We start from the raw sequence: 21846 nt of genomic DNA on the forward strand, positions 1-21846 counted from the left end.
TGGTTCTTTCACGTCGCCGCGAAAGAAGAAATCTCTCAAAAGTCCCGCATCTGTTTACGGCTGATGCTTTTTGGTGCGCCGCGTCGGCAACGCGCTGGCAGGGTCGTCCGGCCAGACGTGTTTTGGATAACGCCCCTTCATCTCTTTTTGTACTTCCCGGTACGATCCCTTCCAGAACGCGCTCAAATCACGGGTGATTTGCAGCGGACGCTGGGCGGGCGACAGCAGCTCCAGCGTCAGCGGAATACGTCCTTCGGCTATCGCTGGCGTCGCTGCCTCGCCGAACATTTCCTGCATTCGCACCGCCAGCGCCGGCGGATTTTCCTGATGGTAGCGCACGGCGATCCGGCTTCCGGTGGGCACAGTGTAATGAGTTGGCAACGCACTATCCAGACGTTGGCGCTGCGACCACTCCAGCAGATTGCCGAGCGCCGCGCTTAAATCGACGTTCTGCAAGGCGCGCAGCGAGTGCACGCCATTGAGTTGCGGCAGCAGCCAGCGCTCAAGTGTAGCCAAAAGTGCCGAATCTGAAACATCCGGCCACGGATATTCCGGCAGCCATTGCGCAGCGCAGTGTAAGCGTAGCCGCAATTGCTCGGCTTGCGGGCTCCAGTTGAGCACCGCCAGCCCTTTCTCACGGATGCCGTTGAGCATCGCCTGATGTAACTCTTCTTCCGAAGGACGCGCCAGCAGCTGGTTTTTTACTACCAGTTGGCCGATTTGCTGGCGGCGAAACGCTTTCAGCGTTCCCTGCGCCTCGTCCCACTCCACGCTGTCCTGCTGGCGCAGCAGCTGCGGGCACCGGGCGATCAGCGCGTCGATATCCAGCGCCAGCGCCTGCAACATGCGCGCGTCCGGCGAATGGCTGCCCTGCAACAGCAGCGGCGCGATCAGCCATTCGTGGCGGGTCAGCGCATCGTCAGGATCGAGACGCGCCCCCATGCCGTTGGCGAGCTGGTAACGTCCGTCCAGCCCGCGCCGCCGGGCGATGCGGTCGCTAAACGCGATCGCAAGCAGTTGCGGCGCAAGGGTGATATCCCGCGCGCCGCCCCGGCTATCCATACGTTTCAGCAGCTGTTGGCTACGGCTCTGCCAGTTTTGCTGGCTGCGGGAAAACAGGCTGGCTAAATCGCTGTTGCCGGTGCGCGGCGGCTCTTCGAGCAGCGCGGCAAGCCAGGCGGCGGTGGCCTTTTCATCGGCAGATCCCGACGCCGCCAGCATCGCCGCCAGCCGCGGATCGTTGCCGAATTTCGCCATCTGCTGGCCGCGCGCGGTTAATCGCCCTTCCTTTATTGCGCCTAACTGTTCGAGTAACGCGCGGGCAGCGGCGAGATTGACCTCAGGCGGCTTGTCCAGCCAGTTAAGCTGCGCCACATCCTGGCAGCCCCACTGCAACAACTCCAGCCATAACCCGCTGAGATCGCTTTGCAGGATTTCCGGGTCTGCCTGGGCGGCTGCGCGCTCGCCCTGCTCTTTGGCGGTGAGATGCAGGCAGATGCCCGGCCCCAGCCGCCCGGCGCGTCCGGCGCGCTGGATCATCGATGCCTGGCTGATCCGCTGGGTGATAAGCCGCGTCAGGCCGCTGCGCGGATCAAAGCGCGCCACGCGTTCCAGAGTGCTGTCCACCACCAGGCGAATACCTTCGATGGTTAAACTGGTTTCGGCGATATTGGTCGCCAGCACCACTTTGCGTAACCCGGCGGGCGCGGGAAGGATCGCTTTACGTTGCTCGCTTAGCGGTAATGCGCCGTACAGCGGGCACAACAGCACATCGCGCGAAACGCGTTCGGCCAGCTGTTCCTGCACCCGCTGGATTTCCGCCACGCCGGGCAAAAACAGCAGCAGCGAGCCGGCTTCTTCCCGCAGCAGCTGCGCCGTCGCGATGGCAATCGCCTCTTCGCTACGCAACGAGCCGGGTAACGGCTGCCAGCGCCGCTCCACCGGGTACGCGCGCCCCTCTGACGCCACAACCGGCGCGTCGGGCAGCAGCGCTTCCAGACGGGCATTGTCGAGGGTGGCGGACATAATCAGCAGTTTGAGATCGTCGCGCAGTCCCTGCTGCACATCCAGCAGCAGCGCCAGCGCCAGATCGGCCTGCAAACTGCGCTCGTGAAATTCATCAAGGATCACCAGGCTGATGCCGGTCAGCTCCGGATCCTGCTGGATCAGACGCGTCAAAATCCCTTCGGTCACCACTTCAAGGCGCGTTTTCGGCCCGACGCAGGTTTCGCCGCGCATCCGGTAACCCACGGTTTCACCGGGCGCTTCATCCAGCAATTCTGCCAGCCGCTGGGCGACGTTGCGCGCCGCCAGGCGCCGCGGCTCCAGCAGGAGAATTTTGCCGTTGAGATCCGCCGCCTTCAGCAGCTCTAGCGGCAGCCAGGTGGATTTGCCCGCGCCGGTGGGGGCACTGAGCAGCACCTGCGGGGCGGATTGCAGGGCATCCAGCAGACGGGGTAAAACGGCGGCGACCGGCAATGAGGACACAGAGAGCTCCCTGGGGTTCACATCAAAAGGGTTAACATTAAAACGGGCGCATTGTAGCATCCCCACAAACCATTACCGAGAACTGCCATGTCTGAGCCCAAACGGCTATTTTTTGCCCTTGAGATACCCGCGCCGATCCAACAGCAGGTGATCCAGTGGCGCGCCGCGCAGTTCGCCCCGGAGGCGGGCCGCCCCATCGCGGCGGCGAATCTTCATCTGACGCTGGCGTTTTTAGGGGAAATCAGCGAACAAAAGCAGCAAACGTTGATGGCGCTCGCCGGGCGTATCCAGCAGCCAGCGTTTACCCTGACGCTGGACGATGCCGGGCACTGGCCGCGCTCGCGGGTGGTGTGGCTGGGTAGCCGCCAGCCGCCGCGCGGATTATTGCAACTGGCGAATCTATTGCGCGCCCAGGCCGCGCGCAGCGGCTGTTATCAGAGCCCGCAGCCGTTTCATCCGCACGTGACGCTGCTGCGTAACGCCGCGCATCAGGTCGCTATCCCCGCGCCAGGTTTTCACTGGACCTTTCCGGTGACGGAATTTGTGCTTTACTCATCGCAGTTCAGCCAGGGACGCACCCAATACCAGCCGCTGGCGCGCTGGTCGCTGGAATAAAAAGGACCGATTATGGAATTTTCTCCCCCGTTGCAGCCCGCCACGCTGATTAAGCGCTACAAACGTTTTCTGGCCGATGTGGTAACGCCCGAAGGCGCGCTGCTGACGCTGCACTGCCCCAATACCGGCGCGATGACCGGCTGCGCCACGCCGGGCGATACGGTCTGGTATTCCACATCGCCCAACCTGACGCGTAAGTATCCGCACACCTGGGAGCTCACCCAGACTCAGCAGGGGCATGTCATCTGCGTCAACACCCTGCGCGCCAACCAACTGGTGAAAGAGGCGATCCAGGAAAACCGGCTGGGGGAATTTTCTGACTATCCCACGGTCTTAAGCGAAGTTAAGTACGGCGCAGAGCGCAGCCGTATTGATTTCATGTTGCAGGCAGGTTGCAAGGTTAACTGCTATATTGAAGTGAAATCAGTGACGTTATCGGATAATTCGCAAGGGTATTTTCCCGACGCCGTGACGGTGCGGGGCCAAAAGCACCTGCGTGAATTGATGAGTGTGGTGGAGAACGGCGAACGCGCCGTCCTGCTCTTCGCCGTATTGCATTCGGCGATTGAACGGGTCTCTCCGGCGCGCCACATCGACCCCCGATACGCAATGTTGCTCAGTGAAGCACAGCAAAAAGGGGTGGAAATCGTTGCCTGGAAGGCGACGTTAACCGCCGAGAAAATGCAATTAACGATACCCGTACCGGTCTGTCTGTAATGCCGGTTAACCGTTTGAGTCATTATTGTTTCAGGCGCATGCGCAAATACGCTTTTCCTCACAGGGTTGTCAAGTGTAACGTTTATACAATTGCTATCCCGAAAAGCTTCTGCTATTTATAGCGGCCTGATTTTTCCCCCGACAAGGGGATCGATAGTGCGTGTTAAGGAGAAGCAACATGCAAGAAGGGCAAAAACGTAAAACATCGTCCCTGAGTATTCTCGCCATCGCTGGGGTGGAGCCGTATCAAGAGAAGCCGGGCGAAGAGTATATGAATGAAGCCCAGCTGGCACACTTCAAGCGCATTCTTGAAGCATGGCGTAATCAACTTAGGGATGAAGTCGATCGCACCGTTACGCATATGCAGGATGAAGCGGCTAACTTCCCGGATCCGGTTGACCGTGCCGCCCAGGAAGAAGAGTTCAGCCTCGAACTGCGTAACCGCGACCGTGAGCGTAAACTGATCAAGAAAATCGAGAAGACTCTCAAAAAAGTAGAAGACGAAGACTTCGGCTTCTGCGAATCATGTGGAGTGGAAATCGGCATTCGTCGTCTTGAAGCACGTCCGACCGCGGACCTGTGCATTGACTGCAAGACGCTGGCCGAAATCCGCGAAAAACAGATGGCTGGCTAAGCACAGCCCATATCCATTAATAACAAAGGCGGGGTCTCTCCCGCCTTGTTTTTTAGCGCTATGTCCACAGCTTATATCGGGCGTTTTGCCCCTTCTCCTTCTGGTGAACTCCACTTCGGCTCGCTGATCGCCGCGCTGGGCAGCTATTTGCAGGCCCGCGCGCAACACGGCGTCTGGCTGGTGCGCATCGAAGATATCGACCCGCCGCGCGAAGTGCCCGGCGCTGCCGACACCATTTTACGCCAGCTTGAACATTACGGCCTGCACTGGGACGGCGAGGTGTTGTACCAGTCCGCGCGCCATCATGCCTATCGCGAGGCACTGGCCTGGCTGCGCGAACATCAGCGCAGCTATTACTGCGCGTGTACCCGCAGCCGGATCCAACAAATCGGCGGGATTTACGACGGCCACTGCCGCGATTTACATCACGGCCCGGAAAACGCCGCCGTGCGGTTACGCCAGACCCAGCCGGTGATGCGCTTTACCGACCGGCTGCGCGGCGAGATTGTCGCCGACCCGGCGCTGGCGCGGGAGGATTTTATTATTCATCGCCGCGACGGGCTGTTCGCTTATAACCTGGCGGTGGTGGTGGACGATCATTTCCAGGGCGTTACCGAAATCGTACGCGGCGCGGATTTGATTGAACCCACGGTGCGCCAGGTGTCGCTGTATCATCAGTTCGGCTGGCAGCCGCCTGCCTGGTTCCACCTGCCGCTGGCGCTTAACGCCGACGGGAATAAACTGTCGAAACAGAACCATGCTCCAGCCCTGCCGCACGGCGATCCAAAACCGATGCTGGTTGCCGCCTTGCAGTTTTTGAACCAGCCTGTCAGAGAGCACTGGCGGGATTTATCTACCGAGGCGCTGCTGCGCGAAGCGGCGATTAACTGGTCTCCTCAACGCATCCCCGTGAATCCAGCATTCTCAAATGCGTTGCGCTGAGCTATGATTAGCCGCTATTTTTTGTCCAGAGTCTGACACACTACCGAGGTGCACCATTTTTACCCGAGTCGCTAATTTTTGCCGCAAGGTGTTAAATCGCGAGGAAAGCGAGGTTGACGTTACCGTCAGCCAGCCCACGATTACCGTTATCCCGCGCGAACAGCACGCTATTTCCCGCAAAGATATCAGTGAAAACGCCCTCAAGGTGATGTACCGCCTGAATAAAGCGGGCTATGAAGCCTGGCTGGTCGGCGGCGGCGTGCGTGATCTGTTGCTGGGCAAAAAACCGAAAGATTTCGACGTGACCACCAACGCCACGCCGGATCAGGTCCGCAAACTGTTCCGTAACTGCCGCCTGGTAGGCCGCCGTTTCCGCCTGGCGCACGTGATGTTCGGCCCGGAAATTATCGAAGTGGCGACCTTTCGCGGTCATCATGAAGAAAATGTCAGCGATCGCGCCATTTCCCAACGCGGCCAGAACGGCATGCTGCTGCGCGACAACATTTTCGGATCCATCGAAGAAGACGCCCAGCGCCGCGATTTCACCATCAACAGCCTGTATTACAGCGTGGCGGATTTTACCGTGCGCGATTACGTCGGCGGGTTGCAGGACCTAAAGCTCGGCATCATCCGTTTGATTGGCGATCCGGAAACCCGCTACCGTGAAGATCCGGTGCGCATGCTGCGCGCTGTGCGTTTCGCCGCCCGTCTGGATATGCAGATTAGCCCGGAAACCGGCGAGCCGATCCCGCGTCTGGCGACGCTGTTGAACGATGTGCCGCCCGCGCGCCTGTTTGAAGAGTCGCTAAAGCTGTTGCAAATGGGCTATGGCTACAATACCTATTTGCTGTTGCGTGAATATTCGCTGTTCCAGCCGCTGTTCCCGACCATCACCCGCTTCTTTACCGAACAGGGCGACAGCCCGATGGAGCGGATCATCGCTCAGGTGTTGAAGAACACCGACACCCGCATTCACAACGATATGCGCGTTAACCCGGCGTTCCTGTTCGCCGCGTTGTTCTGGTATCCGCAAATTGAGACCGCGCAAAAAATCGCCCAGGAGAGCGGCCTGAGCTGGAACGACGCTTTCGCGCTGGCGATGAACGATGTGCTGGATGAAGCCTGCCGTTCGCTGGCGATCCCGAAACGCATCACCGCGCTCATCCGCGATATCTGGCAGTTGCAGCTGCGCATGTCGCGTCGTCAGGGTAAACGCGCCTGGAAGCTGATGGAGCATCCAAAATTCCGCGCCGCCTACGACCTGCTGGAACTGCGCGCTGAAGCCGAGAACAACGCCGAATTGCAGCGTCTGGCCCGCTGGTGGGGTGAGTTCCAGGTTTCCGCGCCGCCTGCTCAGAAAGATATGCTCAACGATCTGGATGATGAACCGGCTGCGCGCCGTCGTCCTCGCCGCCCGCGCCGTCGTGCGCCGCGCCGTGAGGGCAATGCGTGACCCGCGTTTATCTCGCTATCGGCAGCAACCTTGCGTCCCCGCTTGAACAAGTGAATGCTGCCCTGGCGGCGCTGGCTGACATCCCCGAAAGCCAGCTCGTCGCGGTTTCCGATTTTTATCGCACCCCGCCGCTCGGCCCGCAGGATCAGCCTGACTATCTCAACGCCGCCGTGGCGCTGGAAACTACGCTGGCCCCGGAAGTGCTGCTGGATCACACCCAGCGCATCGAACGCCAGCAGGGGCGCGAGCGCAAAGCCCACCGCTGGGGGCCGCGTACGCTTGATCTGGATATCATGCTGTTTGGCGAAATGCAGATCGCGACTCCCCGCCTGACCGTTCCGCATTACGACATGAAAAACCGCGCCTTTATGTTGCTGCCGCTGGCGCAAATCGCCCCGGATTTACGCTTCCCGGATGGCGATAAATTGTCCGTTCTGCTGGCAAATCTTGATCATTCCGGCATTTCCCGCTGGTAGTTGCCTTGCCCCTGAACCCCGGCTACTCAGCCTGAAAAGTATCGTTTACACTGTTCGCCATTTTCAGTTCAGGGGACAGCCATGAAACCAACCACCATCGCCCAGCTCTTACGTCTCAAGGCCAGCGGCCAGAAATTCGCCACCATCACGGCTTATGATTTTAGCTTCGCAAAACTGTTTGCCGACGAAGGCATTGGCGTGATGCTGGTGGGCGACTCGCTGGGAATGACGGTACAGGGGCATGATTCCACCCTGCCCGTCACCGTTGACGATATCGCCTATCATACCCGCGCGGTGCGCCGCGGCGCGCCGAACTGCCTGCTGCTGGCCGACCTGCCGTTTATGGCCTACGCCACGCCGGAACAGACCTTCGCCAACGCCAGCGTGGTGATGCGCGCCGGGGCCAACATGGTGAAAATCGAAGGTGGCCGCTGGTTGGTGGATACCGTGCGGATGCTGACCGAACGCGCCGTGCCGGTGTGCGGCCACCTGGGCCTGACGCCGCAGTCGGTCAATATCTTTGGCGGCTATAAAGTGCAGGGCCGCGATGAAGCCGCCGCGCAAACGCTACTGGACGACGCGCTGGCGCTGGAAGCCGCCGGAGCGCAGTTGCTGGTGCTGGAGTGCGTGCCAGTTGAACTGGCGCAGCGCGTCACCGAGGCGTTACGCATTCCGGTGATCGGTATCGGCGCGGGCAACGTCACCGACGGGCAAATCCTGGTGATGCACGACGCCTTCGGCATCACCGGCGGTCATATCCCAAAATTCGCGAAAAATTTCCTGGCCGACGCGGGCGACATGCGTGCCGCCGTGCGCCAGTATATTACTGAGGTCGAATCCGGGGTTTATCCGGGCGAAGAACACAGTTTCCACTGACAGGAGTATGGGTTGTGCTGATTATTGAAACCGTATTGATGCTGCGCCAGCAGATTCGCCGTCTGCGCCTTGAAGGCAAACGAATTGCGCTGGTGCCGACCATGGGAAACCTTCATGACGGTCATATGACGCTGGTTGATGAAGCGAAAGCGCGCGCCGATGTGGTGGTGGTCAGCATTTTCGTTAATCCAATGCAATTCGATCGCCCTGACGATCTGGCGCGCTACCCGCGCACGCTGCAGGAAGATTGCGAAAAGCTGAACCGCCGCGGCGTGGAATTCGTTTTTTCTCCGACGCCGGAAGAGGTGTATCCGCGCGGCATGGGCGAACAAACCTATGTCGACGTGCCGGGTATCTCCACTATTCTTGAAGGCGCGAGCCGTCCGGGGCATTTTCGCGGCGTCTCCACCGTGGTCAGCAAGCTGTTTAATCTGGTGCAGCCGGATATCGCCTGCTTCGGCGAGAAGGATTACCAGCAGCTGGCGCTGATCCGCAAAATGGTCGCCGATATGAGCTACGACATTGAGATTGTCGGCGTGCCAACCGTGCGGGCCAAAGACGGCCTGGCGCTCAGCTCGCGCAACGGCTATCTGACCAGCGACCAGCGTAAGATCGCGCCGGGGCTGAGCCAGGTGATGAACGGCATCGGCGAAAAATTAAAGGCTGGCGAACGCAACGTGGAAGAGATGCTGGCAGCCGCCGCGCTGGAGCTGAACGAAAAGGGCTTTCGCAGCGATGATTTACACATCCGCGACGCCGATACCCTGCTGGAGCTGACGCCGCAAAGCCAGCGCGCCGTGGTGCTGATGGCGGCATGGCTCGGCCAGGCGCGTTTGATTGATAACCTGACGGTCGAACTGGCGTAACGGAGCGGGGATAGACAGCGTTTGTAAAACGGGCAATACTGCCCGGGTAAAATTCCTGGAGCGGGGTCGCCCCGCTCTGACAGTGTGGGTGTTAACAGGGTTAAATTTATGATTCGTACAATGTTGCAGGGCAAACTGCATCGCGTCAAAGTGACTCAGGCAGACTTGCACTATGAAGGTTCCTGCGCCATTGATCAGGATTTTCTTGAAGCCGCTGGCATTCTGGAATACGAAGCCATCGATATTTATAACGTGACCAACGGCAAGCGTTTTTCGACCTACGCCATTTCCGGCGAGCGCGGTTCGAAAATCATTTCCGTCAACGGGGCGGCGGCGCACTGCGCCGATGTGGGCGATATTTTGATTATCGCCAGCTACGTCACCATGCCGGATGAGCAGGCCCGCAGCTGGCAGCCCAAAGTGGCGTATTTTGACGGCGACAACGAGATGAAACGCACCGCCAAAGCGGTTCCGGTTCAGGTTGCCTGATTTTTTTGCGCCCGTTCGCGGGCGCTATCACCCCTGGGGCTGATTGCTGATCGTCCGCGCCATATCCTCCAGCGAATCGGTTCTCAGAATATACAGCCGCTTCAGCAAATACGGGTTGTCCCCGGGCTTCACCTTCCCTTTCACCGTTGTGACCGCTAAATGAAATCCCGCGTCATGTGCCGCTTTAATCGCCTTCTGGTCGTAACCGCCAAACGGATACGACAGATACAGCACGTGCGGGTTGAACTGCGCCAGCGCCCGGCGCGAACGCTCAAAATCAAACAGGATATTGTGATAGCTGCGGCTTAGCAGGATCGGATGGCGCAGGCCGTCGATGCGGTGCAAAAAGTGGGTATGGGACTGCACATCAAACACGTCCTGTATGGATTGCAGCTCAGAGACGCTCATAAACTGCAGGGATTTTGGATCCCACTTTTGCGGATGGCGCTTAATGCGCGAAGAGATAATAAACGCCGTGGCGCTAAACCCGTACTGCTTCAGCACCGGATACGCATAGCGCGATACCGACTTCAGGCCATCGTCGAAGGTAATCGCCACCGCTCGGGCGGGCAAATTCATACGGTTTTTCACGTAGCCTTCCAGTTGATACAGGGAAAGCGTGGTGTAGCCCATATCGCGCAGCCAGGTCATCTGGTTGCTGAAAGCGCGTAACGACGTGGTCGTGGAAGTATGGCGAAAACGGGTGTTCTCTTCGTCGCGCAGAATATGGTGCCAGGTCAGTACCGGAATGCCGTTATCTTCCTGCGCCTCCAGGCTACTGACCCACGCCAGCCGGTTGCCGATGCGGATCTGGAACCAGGTGTGGTTAAGCCGGTCTTTAAGTTTGGAAATAATCGGATAGCGCAGATTTTCGGCCAGCACGCCCAGCGGTTCGCTTTTATTGTCCGGCTCGTTATACAGCGTGACGGCCTGCCAGGTCAGCAGATTCTGGTTGCTGAGGGGCTTATTAAGATCCCCCAGCCGATCCTGAATCCGCAGTTTGCCCGGCGCCGGTTTGAGATGCCGTTTATCAATAAACCCGGTGCCAAAGCCAAAGCTGAATTCGTAGTAATCGGCTGCGGTCGGCACCACATCCAGCACCTGACCCTGTTCAATTCTGCCCACGGAAATGACGCGATTGCCGATATGCGCCCAGATATCCGCGTCTTCCGTGGTTTGCATATAGCGCGGCGGATTAAAGGTCGGATTAACCAGAATCGCTCCGGCCTGTGCGGTAAACATCAGCACAAAGCAAAAAATAAGGCGTGTCAGCATAGGGAATCGCAGCGGTGAAGGAATTTGCGCTTATTTTGACAAAAAGTGCCTTTTACACCAAGCGGTAAACCGTCTGTCAGGCAGAATGCAGTAATACGAAAGGGGGATTTTTTTGTTGCTGGTGCCAGAGACTACTGACGCCCTCGCCACCCCGCTCGACGAAGGTATGGCGAAACGCGCGGCTGCTTAAGCAAAAGCGCAGGGGATAAAGCTCGGTAAGAAGATTGAGGGTTACACCGGAAATCACTTCACAATTATCGTGTTTGTGGCTCATTAACGCGGCTACCCGGTACGGCGCGCCACCGTTGCAGTCGGTAAGAAAAATTACGCCGTCTCCGGAGTCCGCATGGTGCAGCGCATCGCACATCATGCGGCTGAGCATATTGGTGCCGATGCCGTGCCAGTAATTCACCACCCGACACTGGGGAATATGGCCAAAGCGTTTTTCAAGTTGTTCCAGCATGCATTGCGCCTTGTCGTCATGACAGGCGATGACCCATCCCAGCATTCGCAGCTCCTTATCCAAAAGAAGTAGTTTAGCGAAGTAACGAACCCCTGTTGTGATACGAATCATGGGAAAATAAAAGGCCTTCAAACTGAAGGCCTCGTTTTATGTAAAAACGTTACAGGATTAGGTACGCAAGCCGCGACCGCGCTGGATCAAATACCAACAGAGGATATAAAACGCGAGGATAAACACCACCAGCACGCCCAGGGTGAAGCCGAGCGGCACATCGTTAATCCCCAGGAAGCCGTACCGGAACCCGCTGATCATATACACGATGGGGTTGAGGTGAGACAGCGCCTGCCAGAACGGCGGCAGCAGCGTCAGGGAGTAAAACACCCCGCCCAGATAGGTTAACGGCGTCAGCACGAAGGTCGGGATCAGGCTGATATCGTCGAAGGTGGTGGCGAAAACGGCATTCAGCAGACCGGCCAGCGAGAACAATATGGCGGTAAACAGCAGCGTAATGCCGACAAACAGCCATGAATGCACCTGAAACGGCACGAAAAACAGCGAAATCGCAGTCACCAGGATACCGACGCACAAACCGCGCGCCACGCCGCCGCCGACATAACCAATAATGATCACGTGGGTCGGCACGGGAGCCACCAACAGCTCTTCAATATTGCGCTGGAATTTGGCGCTAAAGAACGATGATGCCACGTTGGCGTAAGCGTTAGTGATCACCGCCATCATAATCAACCCCGGCACGATAAATTGCATATAGGTAAAACCATGCATTTCGCCGATGCGCGAGCCAATCAGGTTGCCGAAAATAATAAAATAGAGCGTCATGGTGATGACGGGCGGAACCAGAGTCTGGACCCAGATACGCATAAAACGGTGGATCTCTTTAGTCCAGATGCTTTTCAGCGCCACCCAATACAGCTGCATCATGCGTGGTCTCCTTGCTTTTCATTCACCAGAGTCACGAACAACTCCTCCAGGCGGTTGGCTTTATTACGCATACTCAGGATCTGAATGCCCTGTGCGGTCAGTTGGTTAAAGACGCTGTTAATGCCCTGCTCGCGCAACACTTCCACTTCCAGCGTCGAGGTGTCCACCAAGCGATACTGGTAGCCTTCCAGCTTCGGCAGCGGGCTGCGCGGCGCTAAATCGAGGATAAAAGTCTCTGATTTCAGCTTGGCAAGCAGCGACTTCATCGAGGTGTTTTCCACCAGCTCACCGCGCTGGATAATGCCGATATTGCGGCACAGCATTTCCGCTTCTTCCAGATAGTGGGTGGTGAGAATGATAGTGGTGCCTTTGTCGTTGAGATCTTTCAGGAATCCCCACATCGAACGGCGCAGCTCGATGTCCACCCCGGCGGTAGGCTCGTCGAGGATCAGCAGTTTCGGCTCGTGCATCAGGGCGCGGGCAATCATCAACCGACGCTTCATCCCGCCGGACAACATCCGTGCACGTTCGTTGCGTTTTTCCCACAAATCGAGCTGATTCAGGTACTTTTCGCTGCGCTCAACCGCTTCTTTGCGCTCAACGCCGTAGTAACCCGCCTGGTTAACCACAATCTGCTGCACCGTCTCAAACGGGTTGAAGTTAAACTCCTGCGGCACCAGGCCCAGCTGGCGCTTGGCGTTGACCACGTCTTTTTCGAGATCATAACCAAACACCCTCACGCGGCCTGACGTTTTGTTCACCAGCGAACTCACTATCCCTATAGTGGTAGATTTACCGGCGCCATTCGGCCCGAGCAGCGCGTAGAAATCTCCCGCCTCTACCTGTAAGTCAATGCCGCGTAAGGCTTTCACGCCGCCGGGATAGGTTTTTTTTAATTCTTCCAGTTCCAATGCAATTGTCATGGATATACAGTTACCTTGTATCGCACAAAAGTTATGGTGTTTAAAAAATAATTGAGTTGCCTTATATTACATCAACGCAATCCCACGGTTACAGGTTGTTAACCTAAATGAAAGATATCGATACACTCATCAGCAATAACGCTCACTGGTCCAAAATGCTGGTGAACGAAGATCCTGGTTTTTTTGAACGCCTTTCTCAAGCGCAAAAGCCGCGCTTTCTGTGGATCGGCTGCTCCGATAGCCGCGTTCCCGCCGAACGCTTAACCGGCCTTGAGCCGGGTGAACTGTTTGTACACCGTAACGTCGCCAACCTGGTGATCCATACCGATCTTAACTGCCTTTCTGTAGTGCAGTATGCGGTGGATGTTCTTGAAGTTGAACACATTATTATTTGTGGGCACTACGGCTGCGGCGGCGTACAGGCTGCGGTTGAAAATCCGGAGTTGGGCCTGATTAACAACTGGCTGCTGCATATCCGCGATATCTGGTTCAAACACAGCTCTCTGCTGGGCGAGATCCCGCAGGAACGCCGTCTGGATACGCTGTGCGAGCTGAACGTGATGGAACAAGTGTACAACCTTGGGCACTCCACCATTATGCAATCTGCCTGGAAACGCGGACAGAAAGTCACTATCCACGGTTGGGCCTACGGTATTCACGATGGTCTGCTGCGCGACCTGGACGTGACCGCCACCAGCCGCGAAACGCTGGAGCAGCGTTATCGCAACGGCATCTGCAACCTGACGCAGACGCACACCAGCCATAAATAAGACTAAAGGGGCCGCGGCCCCTTTGTTTATTCGTCCAGTAAAACGACTTTGCCGATGTACGGCAAATGGCGATAGCGCTGGGCATAATCGATGCCGTACCCCACCACGAATTCATCGGGAATAGAGAAGCCGATAAACTCCACTTTCACATCCACTTCGCGACGCGACGGCTTATCCAACAGCGTGCAGATCGCCAGGGATTTCGGCTCGCGCAGGCTTAAAATCTCGCGCACTTTTGACAGAGTGTTCCCGGAGTCGATGATGTCTTCTACGATCAGCACATCTTTGCCACGAATATCTTCATCCAGATCTTTTAAGATTTTCACATCACGGGTCGTGGACATGCCGCTGCCGTAACTCGACGCGGTCATAAAATCGACCTCATGTCCAACCTGCACTTCACGGCACAAATCGGCCATAAACATAAACGAACCGCGCAACAGGCCCACCAGCACCATCTCACTTCCGCTGTCGCGATAGCGTTCCGTTATCTGACGCCCAAGTTCGACAATACGCGCTTTAATCTCCGCTTCGGAGATCATCACTTCAACAGTATGTTTCATATCGCTAACCATATGATTTAAGAACTAAATCATTAAATACTGACGTTTATTTCACCAGCATTAATTCGTAAGGCAGGCAGTATAACAGTAATTAGCGTGTCGGGACCTATTCTGAAAAAAAGCTCTTTTTGTGATTAAGATCACACATGTTAATAACTATAATTACTTGCTACTAAAATATTACGAGTGTGATTATGGCGGAAATAAAACATAAACAATCATCACTAATTGTGGTGTTAACAGCCCTGTTCGCAGTTCTGTGCGGGCTGTATTTATTAATTGGCGGGGTGTGGTTAGTCACATTAGGCGGTTCCTGGTACTACCCGATTGCGGGCCTGGTGATGCTTGGCGTTGCCTGGCTGCTGTGGCGCGGCAAACAGTCGGCGCTCTGGCTGTATGCGGCGCTGCTGCTCGCGACCATGCTGTGGTCAATCTGGGAAGTCGGCTTCGACTTCTGGGCGTTGACCCCGCGCTGCGATATCCTGGTGTTCTTCGGCATCTGGCTGATCCTGCCGTTTGTCTGGCGAAAACTGCCGGTGATCTCGCGCCCTGCTCTTCCCTCAATGATGGTGACGCTGATTATCACCGCCGGTATTCTCGGATGGGCCATTTTCAACGATCCGCAAGAGATCGACGGCACCCTGAAAACCGATGCGGCGGCAGCCACCACTGCCGCGCCGGCGATCCCGGACGGCGACTGGCCTGCCTACGGTCGTAACCAGGAAGGGCAACGCTTCTCTCCGCTTAAACAGATTAACGCGGATAACGTTCATGAGCTGAAAGAAGCCTGGACCTTCCAGACCCGTGATGTGAAATTGCCCACCGACCCGGGCGAAATCACCAATGAAGTGACGCCGATTAAAGTGGGCGACACGCTGTACCTGTGCAGCGCGCACCAGCGTTTGTTCGCGCTTGATGCGGCCACCGGGAAAGAGAAATGGCACTTCGACCCACAGCTGAACGCCAATCCGTCGTTCCAGCACGTGACGTGCCGCGGCGTGTCTTATCATGAAGCGCGCGCCGACAGCGCCAGCCCGGATGTAGTGGCGGACTGTCCGCGTCGTATCATTCTGCCGGTCAACGATGGCCGTCTGTTTGCCATCAACGCCGACAACGGCAAGCTGTGCGAAACATTTGCCAATAAAGGCATTCTCAATCTGCAAACCAACCAGCCGGTGACCACGCCGGGCATGTATGAGCCGACGTCGCCGCCGGTTGTGACCGATAAAATTATCGTCATCGCCGGCGCGGTGACCGATAACTACTCGACGCGTGAGCCGTCCGGCGTGATCCGTGGTTTTGATGTCAATACCGGCGATCTGGTCTGGGCGTTCGATCCGGGAGCCAAAGACCCGAATGCGATCCCCTCGGATGAGCATCATTTCTCCCTGAACTCCCCGAACTCCTGGGCGCCTGCCGCCTACGATGCGCAACTGGACCTGGTCTATCTGCCGATGGGCGTGTCCACGCCGGATATCTGGGGCGGCAACCGGACCGAAGAGCAGGAGCGTTACGCCAGCTCGATTGTGGCGCTGAACGCCTCCACCGGTAAGCTGGCCTGGGCTTATCAGACCGTCCACCACGATCTGTGGGATATGGATATGCCTTCCCAGCCGACGCTGGCGGACATTACCGACAAAAACGGCAATGTGGTTCCGGTGATTTATGCGCCGGCGAAAACCGGCAACATCTTCGTGCTGGATCGTCGTGACGGCAAACTGGTCGTTCCGGCGCCGGAAAAACCGGTTCCGCAGGGCCCGGCGAAAGGCGACCGCCTCTCACCGACCCAGCCGTTCTCTGAGCTGAGCTTCCGACCCACCAAAGATCTGAGCGGCGCGGACATGTGGGGCGCCACCATGTTCGACCAGCTGGTGTGCCGCGTGATGTTCCATCAACTGCGCTACGAAGGGATCTTCACCCCGCCGTCTGAGCAAGGCACGCTGGTCTTCCCGGGTAACCTGGGGATGTTCGAATGGGGTGGTATTTCCGTCGATCCGAGCCGTCAGGTGGCGATTGCCAACCCGATCGCCCTGCCATTCGTGTCGAAACTGATGCCGCGCGGCCCGGATAACCCGATGGAGCCATCGGAAACCCCGCACGCCGCCAGCGGTCAGGAAACCGGGATCCAGCCGCAGTACGGCGTGCCGTATGGCGTCACCCTGAACCCGTTCCTGTCGCCGTTTGGTCTGCCGTGTAAACAACCGGCCTGGGGTTACATCTCTGCGCTGGATCTGAAAACCAACGAAGTGGTGTGGAAAAAACGTATCGGGACGCCGCGCGACAGCCTGCCGTTCTCGCTGCCGTTCCCGCTGCCGTTTAACCTCGGGATGCCGATGCTCGGCGGGCCGATCTCCACCGCCGGTAACGTATTGTTTGTTGGCGCAACCGCAGATAACTATCTGCGCGCTTACAACATGACTAACGGTGAAAAACTGTGGGAAGGCCGTCTGCCAGCAGGTGGCCAGGCCACGCCGATGACCTATGAGGTTAACGGTAAGCAGTATGTGGTGATTTCCGCCGGGGGCCACGGCTCGTTCGGAACGAAGATGGGCGACTATATTGTTGCCTTCGCGTTGCCGGATGACGCGAAGTAATCCTCAACGTTAAACAACAAGGCCGCGAATGATTCGCGGCCTTTTTTGTTTTACGCGACGGTAAAGCCCAGCATCATGCCGGTATCCTCATGTTCCAGCAGATGGCAGTGCGCCATATAGGCCTGCTCCGCCGACGCCGGATGATCGAAACGCACCAGCACCTCGCTGCGCGCGCCTTCCACCCAGACGGTATCTTTCCAGCCTGCGCGATGCGCGGCGGGCGGCTTGCCGTTTTCACTCAGGATGCGGAACTGGGTGCCGTGGATATGGAACGGGTGCATCATCATGTCGCCCTCCCCGGAAATGGTCCAGCGCTCATACTGCCCGCGCTGGGCGGCAAAGGCCGGTTTCGCCATATCAAACGCCAGCCCGTTAATTTTATTGGCGTGATGGAAATCCATACTCTGGTGGCCCATGCCGCCATGGTTCATCTTGCCGTGGCCCTCCATGCCGTGGTGCATGCCCATACCGGCCAGCGCCTGTTTGCCGTATTTTTGCTCCAGCGCCTGCATCCCCATCATGTCGAGCATCGGGTCCATCATCAGCTGTAGCCAGCGCTCTTTGGCGTTGGCGCTGTCAGGTATCGCGGGCATATCGACCAGTTTGTCAGGCAGTTCGCCGGATGTGGTCACCACCAGCGGCTGAATGCGCACTACCGGCACTGGCTTATCAAACGGCGCGACGGTCATGCCGATCTGTTTCACCGGCAGCGTCACGATATCGAACGGCGTGTTGTCGCGGTTTTCCACCAGCACTTCAAAACGCTCGCCCATGATCATCGGCAGTTCGGTCACTTTGACCGGCTCGGCCAGAAAGCCGCCGTCGCTGGCGACCACATACAGCGGACGACCATCGCTGGCGGCGATGTTCAGCGAGCGGGCGTTACAGCCGTTCAGCAAACGCAGGCGCAGCCAGCCGCGCGGCGCGGCATGTTGCGGATACGCCGCGCCGTTACACAGCAGCGTGTCGCCAAACCAGCCTACGGCGGCGCTCATCATATCCAGTTGATAATCAATCTGGCCGTCGGCCCCGAAGCGTTTATCCTGGATAATCAGCGGGACGTCATCAATGCCCCACTGCTGCGGCAGACGCAACAGGCGGCTATCGTTGTCTTCAATCAGCACCAGACCTGCCAGCCCCATCGCCACCTGGTGCCCGGTTTTGCCGTGTTGATGCGGGTGGAACCAGCAGGTGGCGGCACGCTGCTGCGGCGTAAAAGAGACGGTGCGGGTTTCGCCGGGTTTAATCACGCCCTGCGGGCCGCCGTCGACTTCGCCGGGCACTTCCAGACCATGCCAGTGCAGGGTGGTTTCTTCCGCCAGGGTGTTATGAATATTCACGGTGACGGCTTTTCCCTGGCGCAACTGGAGCGCCGGGCCGAGCAGATTGCCGTTGTAGCCCCAGGTGGCCGCCGCTTTGCCGTTAAACAGCGTCTGCCCCGCCTGAATGGTCAGGCGGATGCGGCTTTCTGCATCGGCAGATAACAAATTAGGAACAGGTAAAGCGGGACGGTCGGCGGCGAGGGCAAAGCGGCTCCACAGCGGTAACGCGCTCGCTGCGCCCAGCACGGCGGAATATTTTAAAAAGTCGCGGCGATGCATGTCGATTTCCTTATGGTTCGCAGGCGTAATTTTGAGCATAAACCCTCCCCTAAGCGGAAGGTCAAGCCAACGGCATAATAATAAAGATCGTCGTGAAATGCGGAATTGTGCTAACTTTCTCACTTCAGAGAGGAGTTCCAGGCGCGATGATGAAGTGGGTCAGATTGGTGTTGCTCGGTGGGTTGCTCGGATTCTCCGCCAGTAGCTTTGCATTAAGTGAGTCTGAAGCCGAAGATATGGCTGATCTTACGGCGGTTTTTGTATTTCTGAAGAACGATTGCGGCTATCAAAATTTGCCCAACGGCCAAATCCGACGCGCGCTGGTGTTTTTCGCTCAGCAGAACCAGTGGGATTTAAGCAATTACGATAGCTTCAATATGAAGGCGCTCGGCGAAGACAGTTACCGCGATCTCAGCGGCATCGCCATCCCTACCGCCAAAAAATGTAAAGCCCTGGCACGCGATTCCCTTAGCCTGCTCGCCTACGTCAAATAATTCCCTCCGTTCGGCCTGAAGCCCCTGGCGTTCAGGCTGCATACCTCTCCCGCCTTCCGTTGATGAAATATTGACCGTGCATCAGCGTAAGATGTTAGCTATCATGTTGCGCCATTTTTCCATGAATGTTAACGAAAGAGGGTTCTGCCAATGGCCGAAGCAAAAGTGTGGCAGGAAACGCTGCACGACCAGTTTGGACAATACTTTGCCGTTGATAATGTGCTGTATCACGAAAAGACCGACCACCAGGATCTGATTATTTTCGAGAACCGCGCATTTGGCCGCATCATGGCGCTGGACGGCGTCGTGCAAACCACCGAGCGCGATGAGTTTATCTATCACGAAATGATGACCCACGTGCCGCTGCTGGCACACGGCAACGCAAAGCACGTGCTGATTATCGGCGGCGGCGATGGCGCAATGCTGCGTGAAGTGACGCGCCATAAAAACGTCGAAACCATCACCATGGTGGAGATCGACGCGGGCGTCGTGTCGTTCTGCCGTCAGTACCTGCCTAACCATAACGCCGGAAGCTATGACGATCCGCGCTTCACGCTGGTGATCGACGACGGCGTTAACTTCGTCAACCAGACCACACAAACGTTTGACGTGATCATCTCCGATTGCACCGATCCCGTCGGTCCCGGCGAAAGCCTGTTTACCTCGGAGTTTTATCAGGGCTGTAAACGCGCGCTGAATCCGGGCGGGATTTTTGTGGCGCAAAACGGCGTCTGCTTTTTACAGCAGGATGAAGCCGTCGGCAGCCATCGTAAACTCAGCCACTATTTCGGGGACGTGAGTTTTTATCAGGCGGCGATCCCAACCTATTACGGCGGCATTATGACCTTCGCCTGGGCCACCGATGACCCCGCGCTGCGCCAGCACGATCTGAAAACCATCCAGACGCGCTTTGCCGATGCCGGTTTACCCTGCCGCTACTACAACCCGGCAATCCACGCGGCCGCTTTCGCTCTGCCGCAATACTTGAACGACGCGCTGGCTCGCCACGCATCCTAAGGAGGTGAACAAAATTGAAAAAGCTTAAACTGCATGGCTTTAATAACCTGACCAAAAGCCTGAGTTTTTGTATCTACGATATTTGCTACGTCAAAACGGCGGAAGAGCGCGATGGCTACATCGCTTATATCGATGAATTGTATAACGCAAACCGTCTCACCGAGATCCTGACGGAAACCTGCTCCATCATCGGCGCGAACGTGTTGAATATCGCGCGCCAGGATTATGAGCCTCAGGGCGCCAGCGTGACCATTCTGGTCAGCGAAGAGCCCGTCGACCCGAAGCTGGTCGATAAAACCGAACACCCCGGTCCATTGCCCGAAGCGGTGGTGGCCCACCTGGATAAAAGCCATATCTGCGTCCACACCTACCCGGAAAGCCACCCGGAAAACGGGCTGTGCACCTTCCGCGCGGATATTGAAGTGTCAACCTGCGGTGTGATCTCCCCGCTTAACGCGCTGAACTACCTGATCCACCAGCTGGAATCCGATATCGTGACCGTGGATTACCGCGTGCGCGGCTTTACCCGTGACGTCAACGGCATGAAGCACTTCATCGACCATGAGATCAATTCGATTCAGAACTTCATGTCTGAAGATATGAAAGCGCTGTACGACATGATGGATGTGAATGTGTATCAGGAGAATATCTTCCACACCAAGATGCTGCTGAAAGAGTTCGATCTGAAGCACTACATGTTTCACACCAGACCGGAAGATTTAACTGAACAAGAGCGCAAAGACATTACCGATATGCTCTGGAAAGAAATGCGCGAGATTTACTACGGACGTAATATTCCGGGCATGTAAGAAAATATGCAGGCGCTCTGCGGAGCGCCTGCGTCAATCATCCCTTGCAGGGATTGCCCTACCGTCTGTTACCCGTGATTAAGGCTGCACCAGCGTCAGGGCGACGGATTGCGCTTTCAATTCGGTCTGAACGGCCAGCGGTAAATTCACATCGGTAATGACGTCGGTAAACCGACTGAGAGAGGCGACATTAAACAGTGAATGCGCGCCATATTTACTGCTGTCGGCCAGCAGGACCTTACGCTGGGCGTTAGCAATGATTTCCTGCTTCAGCCCTGCTTTGTCCTCGGTCGGCGTGGTCACGCCCTTTTCCATACTCCAGGTGTTACAGCTCATAAAAGCGATATCAGGGTAGACACTGCGCAGCATCTTACGGCCAAATTCACCAATGCAGGACTGGCTGCTGTCATCAATCCGTCCGCCCACTATCGTCACTTCTATCTGCCGGAATTCCGATAAAAACAAAGCAATATGCAGATCGACAGTGATAACGCGTAACGGAAGATGGGTTAAACACTTTGCCAGTTCCAGCATGGTCGTACCGGCATCAAGCACCACGGCATCACCGGCATGGACCATGGAGGCCGCATAGCGTGCGATCGCCCGTTTTTCAGCGGGCGATCGCAGTTGTTTCTCGTTGGTGGTCGGTTGAGCAGGTTCAAAGCGTCGTAACGCAACACCGCCGTGGCTGCGACTGATCACCCCCTGTTCATCCAGTTTGATCAAATCACGTCGGATTGTTGCCGGGGATGCGTCAACGGCATCCACCAGTTGATCCACGGTTACCAGCGTATGGTTTTTCAAATACGCCACAATCTGATCCAGACGGTGTTGTCCTTTCAT

General features: G+C 57.0%; 22 protein-coding genes. 14 read left to right on the forward strand and 8 right to left on the reverse strand.

Translation table 11 applies throughout. The features are described from left to right. Window positions 1–54 precede the first annotated feature (54 nt). The gene (gene hrpB / locus GV764_RS15060; RefSeq protein ID WP_161660842.1) at window positions 55–2487 is read right to left on the reverse strand and encodes an ATP-dependent helicase HrpB; all 2433 of its coding nucleotides are present in this window, start codon (window positions 2485–2487) and stop codon (window positions 55–57) included. An 87-nt stretch (window positions 2488–2574) separates the two neighbouring features. Here hrpB and thpR point away from each other — a divergent pair, with 87 nt between their 5' ends. The 9 genes from thpR to panD all read left to right on the forward strand — a co-directional run bounded on the left by thpR (window position 2575) and on the right by panD (window position 9555). Next, on the forward strand, window positions 2575–3102 hold the full coding sequence (gene thpR / locus GV764_RS15065; protein WP_161660843.1) for an RNA 2',3'-cyclic phosphodiesterase: 528 nt from the start codon (window positions 2575–2577) through the stop codon (window positions 3100–3102). Between the two features lie 12 nt (window positions 3103–3114). After that, window positions 3115–3819, forward strand: a complete 705-nt coding sequence (gene sfsA, locus GV764_RS15070) for a DNA/RNA nuclease SfsA (RefSeq protein WP_161660844.1) — start codon at window positions 3115–3117, stop codon at window positions 3817–3819. Window positions 3820–3997: 178 nt separating this feature from the next. Continuing rightward, entirely contained in the window at window positions 3998–4453 is a 456-nt protein-coding gene (gene dksA / locus GV764_RS15075) for an RNA polymerase-binding protein DksA (protein WP_002436912.1), read from the forward strand. 60 nt (window positions 4454–4513) lie between these two features. After that, entirely contained in the window at window positions 4514–5395 is an 882-nt protein-coding gene (gluQRS, locus tag GV764_RS15080; RefSeq protein WP_161660845.1) for a tRNA glutamyl-Q(34) synthetase GluQRS, read from the forward strand. A 55-nt stretch (window positions 5396–5450) separates the two neighbouring features. Then, on the forward strand, window positions 5451–6848 hold the full coding sequence (pcnB, locus tag GV764_RS15085) for a polynucleotide adenylyltransferase PcnB (protein WP_328515174.1): 1398 nt from the start codon (window positions 5451–5453) through the stop codon (window positions 6846–6848). Beyond that, entirely contained in the window at window positions 6845–7324 is a 480-nt protein-coding gene (gene folK / locus GV764_RS15090; protein WP_161660846.1) for a 2-amino-4-hydroxy-6-hydroxymethyldihydropteridine diphosphokinase, read from the forward strand. Before pcnB ends, folK begins: the two co-directional genes overlap by 4 nt. A gap of 81 nt (window positions 7325–7405) precedes the next feature. Beyond that, the gene (panB, locus tag GV764_RS15095; protein WP_125293630.1) at window positions 7406–8200 is read left to right on the forward strand and encodes a 3-methyl-2-oxobutanoate hydroxymethyltransferase; all 795 of its coding nucleotides are present in this window, start codon (window positions 7406–7408) and stop codon (window positions 8198–8200) included. Window positions 8201–8214: 14 nt separating this feature from the next. Further along, a complete protein-coding gene (gene panC, locus GV764_RS15100; RefSeq protein WP_161660847.1) occupies window positions 8215–9066 on the forward strand; it encodes a pantoate--beta-alanine ligase in 852 nt (283 codons plus the stop codon). 108 nt (window positions 9067–9174) lie between these two features. Next, a complete protein-coding gene (gene panD / locus GV764_RS15105) occupies window positions 9175–9555 on the forward strand; it encodes an aspartate 1-decarboxylase (protein WP_002436899.1) in 381 nt (126 codons plus the stop codon). Between the two features lie 27 nt (window positions 9556–9582). Here panD and GV764_RS15110 read toward each other — a convergent pair whose 3' ends face one another. From GV764_RS15110 to GV764_RS15125, 4 genes are all read right to left on the reverse strand, one after another. Next, the gene (locus tag GV764_RS15110) at window positions 9583–10830 is read right to left on the reverse strand and encodes a polysaccharide deacetylase family protein (protein ID WP_161660848.1); all 1248 of its coding nucleotides are present in this window, start codon (window positions 10828–10830) and stop codon (window positions 9583–9585) included. 76 nt (window positions 10831–10906) lie between these two features. Continuing rightward, the gene (locus GV764_RS15115; RefSeq protein WP_161660849.1) at window positions 10907–11338 is read right to left on the reverse strand and encodes a PTS sugar transporter subunit IIA; all 432 of its coding nucleotides are present in this window, start codon (window positions 11336–11338) and stop codon (window positions 10907–10909) included. Window positions 11339–11461: 123 nt separating this feature from the next. Continuing rightward, complete coding sequence (locus GV764_RS15120; RefSeq protein ID WP_161660850.1) at window positions 11462–12232, reverse strand: ABC transporter permease; 771 nt, start codon at window positions 12230–12232, stop codon at window positions 11462–11464. After that, entirely contained in the window at window positions 12229–13155 is a 927-nt protein-coding gene (locus GV764_RS15125; protein ID WP_161660851.1) for an ABC transporter ATP-binding protein, read from the reverse strand. Before GV764_RS15125 ends, GV764_RS15120 begins: the two co-directional genes overlap by 4 nt. Before the next feature lie 107 nt (window positions 13156–13262). Between GV764_RS15125 and can the strand changes: the two genes are divergently transcribed. Continuing rightward, entirely contained in the window at window positions 13263–13925 is a 663-nt protein-coding gene (can, locus tag GV764_RS15130) for a carbonate dehydratase (RefSeq protein WP_161660852.1), read from the forward strand. 26 nt (window positions 13926–13951) lie between these two features. Here can and hpt read toward each other — a convergent pair whose 3' ends face one another. Then, entirely contained in the window at window positions 13952–14488 is a 537-nt protein-coding gene (hpt, locus tag GV764_RS15135) for a hypoxanthine phosphoribosyltransferase (protein ID WP_167509364.1), read from the reverse strand. 194 nt (window positions 14489–14682) lie between these two features. On the opposite strand from hpt, the gene GV764_RS15140 reads away from it, so the two are divergent. Then, window positions 14683–17082, forward strand: coding sequence for a glucose/quinate/shikimate family membrane-bound PQQ-dependent dehydrogenase (locus GV764_RS15140; RefSeq protein WP_161660853.1), 2400 nt, complete (start codon window positions 14683–14685; stop codon window positions 17080–17082). A 50-nt stretch (window positions 17083–17132) separates the two neighbouring features. Here GV764_RS15140 and cueO read toward each other — a convergent pair whose 3' ends face one another. Continuing rightward, a complete protein-coding gene (cueO, locus tag GV764_RS15145) occupies window positions 17133–18683 on the reverse strand; it encodes a multicopper oxidase CueO (protein ID WP_161660905.1) in 1551 nt (516 codons plus the stop codon). 146 nt (window positions 18684–18829) lie between these two features. Here cueO and GV764_RS15150 point away from each other — a divergent pair, with 146 nt between their 5' ends. From GV764_RS15150 to speD, 3 genes are all read left to right on the forward strand, one after another. Continuing rightward, on the forward strand, window positions 18830–19177 hold the full coding sequence (locus GV764_RS15150; protein ID WP_125293639.1) for a YacC family pilotin-like protein: 348 nt from the start codon (window positions 18830–18832) through the stop codon (window positions 19175–19177). A 150-nt stretch (window positions 19178–19327) separates the two neighbouring features. Beyond that, window positions 19328–20194, forward strand: coding sequence for a polyamine aminopropyltransferase (gene speE, locus GV764_RS15155; protein ID WP_161660854.1), 867 nt, complete (start codon window positions 19328–19330; stop codon window positions 20192–20194). Window positions 20195–20208: 14 nt separating this feature from the next. Next, window positions 20209–21003, forward strand: a complete 795-nt coding sequence (speD, locus tag GV764_RS15160; protein WP_161660855.1) for an adenosylmethionine decarboxylase — start codon at window positions 20209–20211, stop codon at window positions 21001–21003. A 78-nt stretch (window positions 21004–21081) separates the two neighbouring features. Here speD and GV764_RS15165 read toward each other — a convergent pair whose 3' ends face one another. Continuing rightward, on the reverse strand, window positions 21082–21846 hold the full coding sequence (locus GV764_RS15165) for a DeoR/GlpR family DNA-binding transcription regulator (RefSeq protein WP_161660856.1): 765 nt from the start codon (window positions 21844–21846) through the stop codon (window positions 21082–21084).

It is taken from the genome of Atlantibacter hermannii (genome assembly GCF_009907385.1).
GTDB lineage: Bacteria > Pseudomonadota > Gammaproteobacteria > Enterobacterales > Enterobacteriaceae > Atlantibacter > Atlantibacter hermannii_A.

What these genes read in the sequence shown, in the direction of transcription:
- hpt (WP_167509364.1), bottom strand. Translation starts at nt 14,488, where the DNA reads ATGAAACATACTGTTGAAGTGATGATCTCCGAAGCGGAGATTAAAGCG.
- GV764_RS15140 (WP_161660853.1), top strand. Translation starts at nt 14,683, where the DNA reads ATGGCGGAAATAAAACATAAACAATCATCACTAATTGTGGTGTTAACA.
- GV764_RS15115 (WP_161660849.1), bottom strand. Translation starts at nt 11,338, where the DNA reads ATGCTGGGATGGGTCATCGCCTGTCATGACGACAAGGCGCAATGCATG.
- GV764_RS15150 (WP_125293639.1), top strand. Translation starts at nt 18,830, where the DNA reads ATGATGAAGTGGGTCAGATTGGTGTTGCTCGGTGGGTTGCTCGGATTC.
- thpR (WP_161660843.1), top strand. Translation starts at nt 2,575, where the DNA reads ATGTCTGAGCCCAAACGGCTATTTTTTGCCCTTGAGATACCCGCGCCG.
- GV764_RS15165 (WP_161660856.1), bottom strand. Translation starts at nt 21,846, where the DNA reads ATGAAAGGACAACACCGTCTGGATCAGATTGTGGCGTATTTGAAAAAC.
- GV764_RS15120 (WP_161660850.1), bottom strand. Translation starts at nt 12,232, where the DNA reads ATGATGCAGCTGTATTGGGTGGCGCTGAAAAGCATCTGGACTAAAGAG.
- panB (WP_125293630.1), top strand. Translation starts at nt 7,406, where the DNA reads ATGAAACCAACCACCATCGCCCAGCTCTTACGTCTCAAGGCCAGCGGC.
- GV764_RS15125 (WP_161660851.1), bottom strand. Translation starts at nt 13,155, where the DNA reads ATGACAATTGCATTGGAACTGGAAGAATTAAAAAAAACCTATCCCGGC.
- gluQRS (WP_161660845.1), top strand. Translation starts at nt 4,514, where the DNA reads ATGTCCACAGCTTATATCGGGCGTTTTGCCCCTTCTCCTTCTGGTGAA.
- sfsA (WP_161660844.1), top strand. Translation starts at nt 3,115, where the DNA reads ATGGAATTTTCTCCCCCGTTGCAGCCCGCCACGCTGATTAAGCGCTAC.
- GV764_RS15110 (WP_161660848.1), bottom strand. Translation starts at nt 10,830, where the DNA reads ATGCTGACACGCCTTATTTTTTGCTTTGTGCTGATGTTTACCGCACAG.
- dksA (WP_002436912.1), top strand. Translation starts at nt 3,998, where the DNA reads ATGCAAGAAGGGCAAAAACGTAAAACATCGTCCCTGAGTATTCTCGCC.
- panD (WP_002436899.1), top strand. Translation starts at nt 9,175, where the DNA reads ATGATTCGTACAATGTTGCAGGGCAAACTGCATCGCGTCAAAGTGACT.
- speE (WP_161660854.1), top strand. Translation starts at nt 19,328, where the DNA reads ATGGCCGAAGCAAAAGTGTGGCAGGAAACGCTGCACGACCAGTTTGGA.
- cueO (WP_161660905.1), bottom strand. Translation starts at nt 18,683, where the DNA reads ATGCATCGCCGCGACTTTTTAAAATATTCCGCCGTGCTGGGCGCAGCG.
- can (WP_161660852.1), top strand. Translation starts at nt 13,263, where the DNA reads ATGAAAGATATCGATACACTCATCAGCAATAACGCTCACTGGTCCAAA.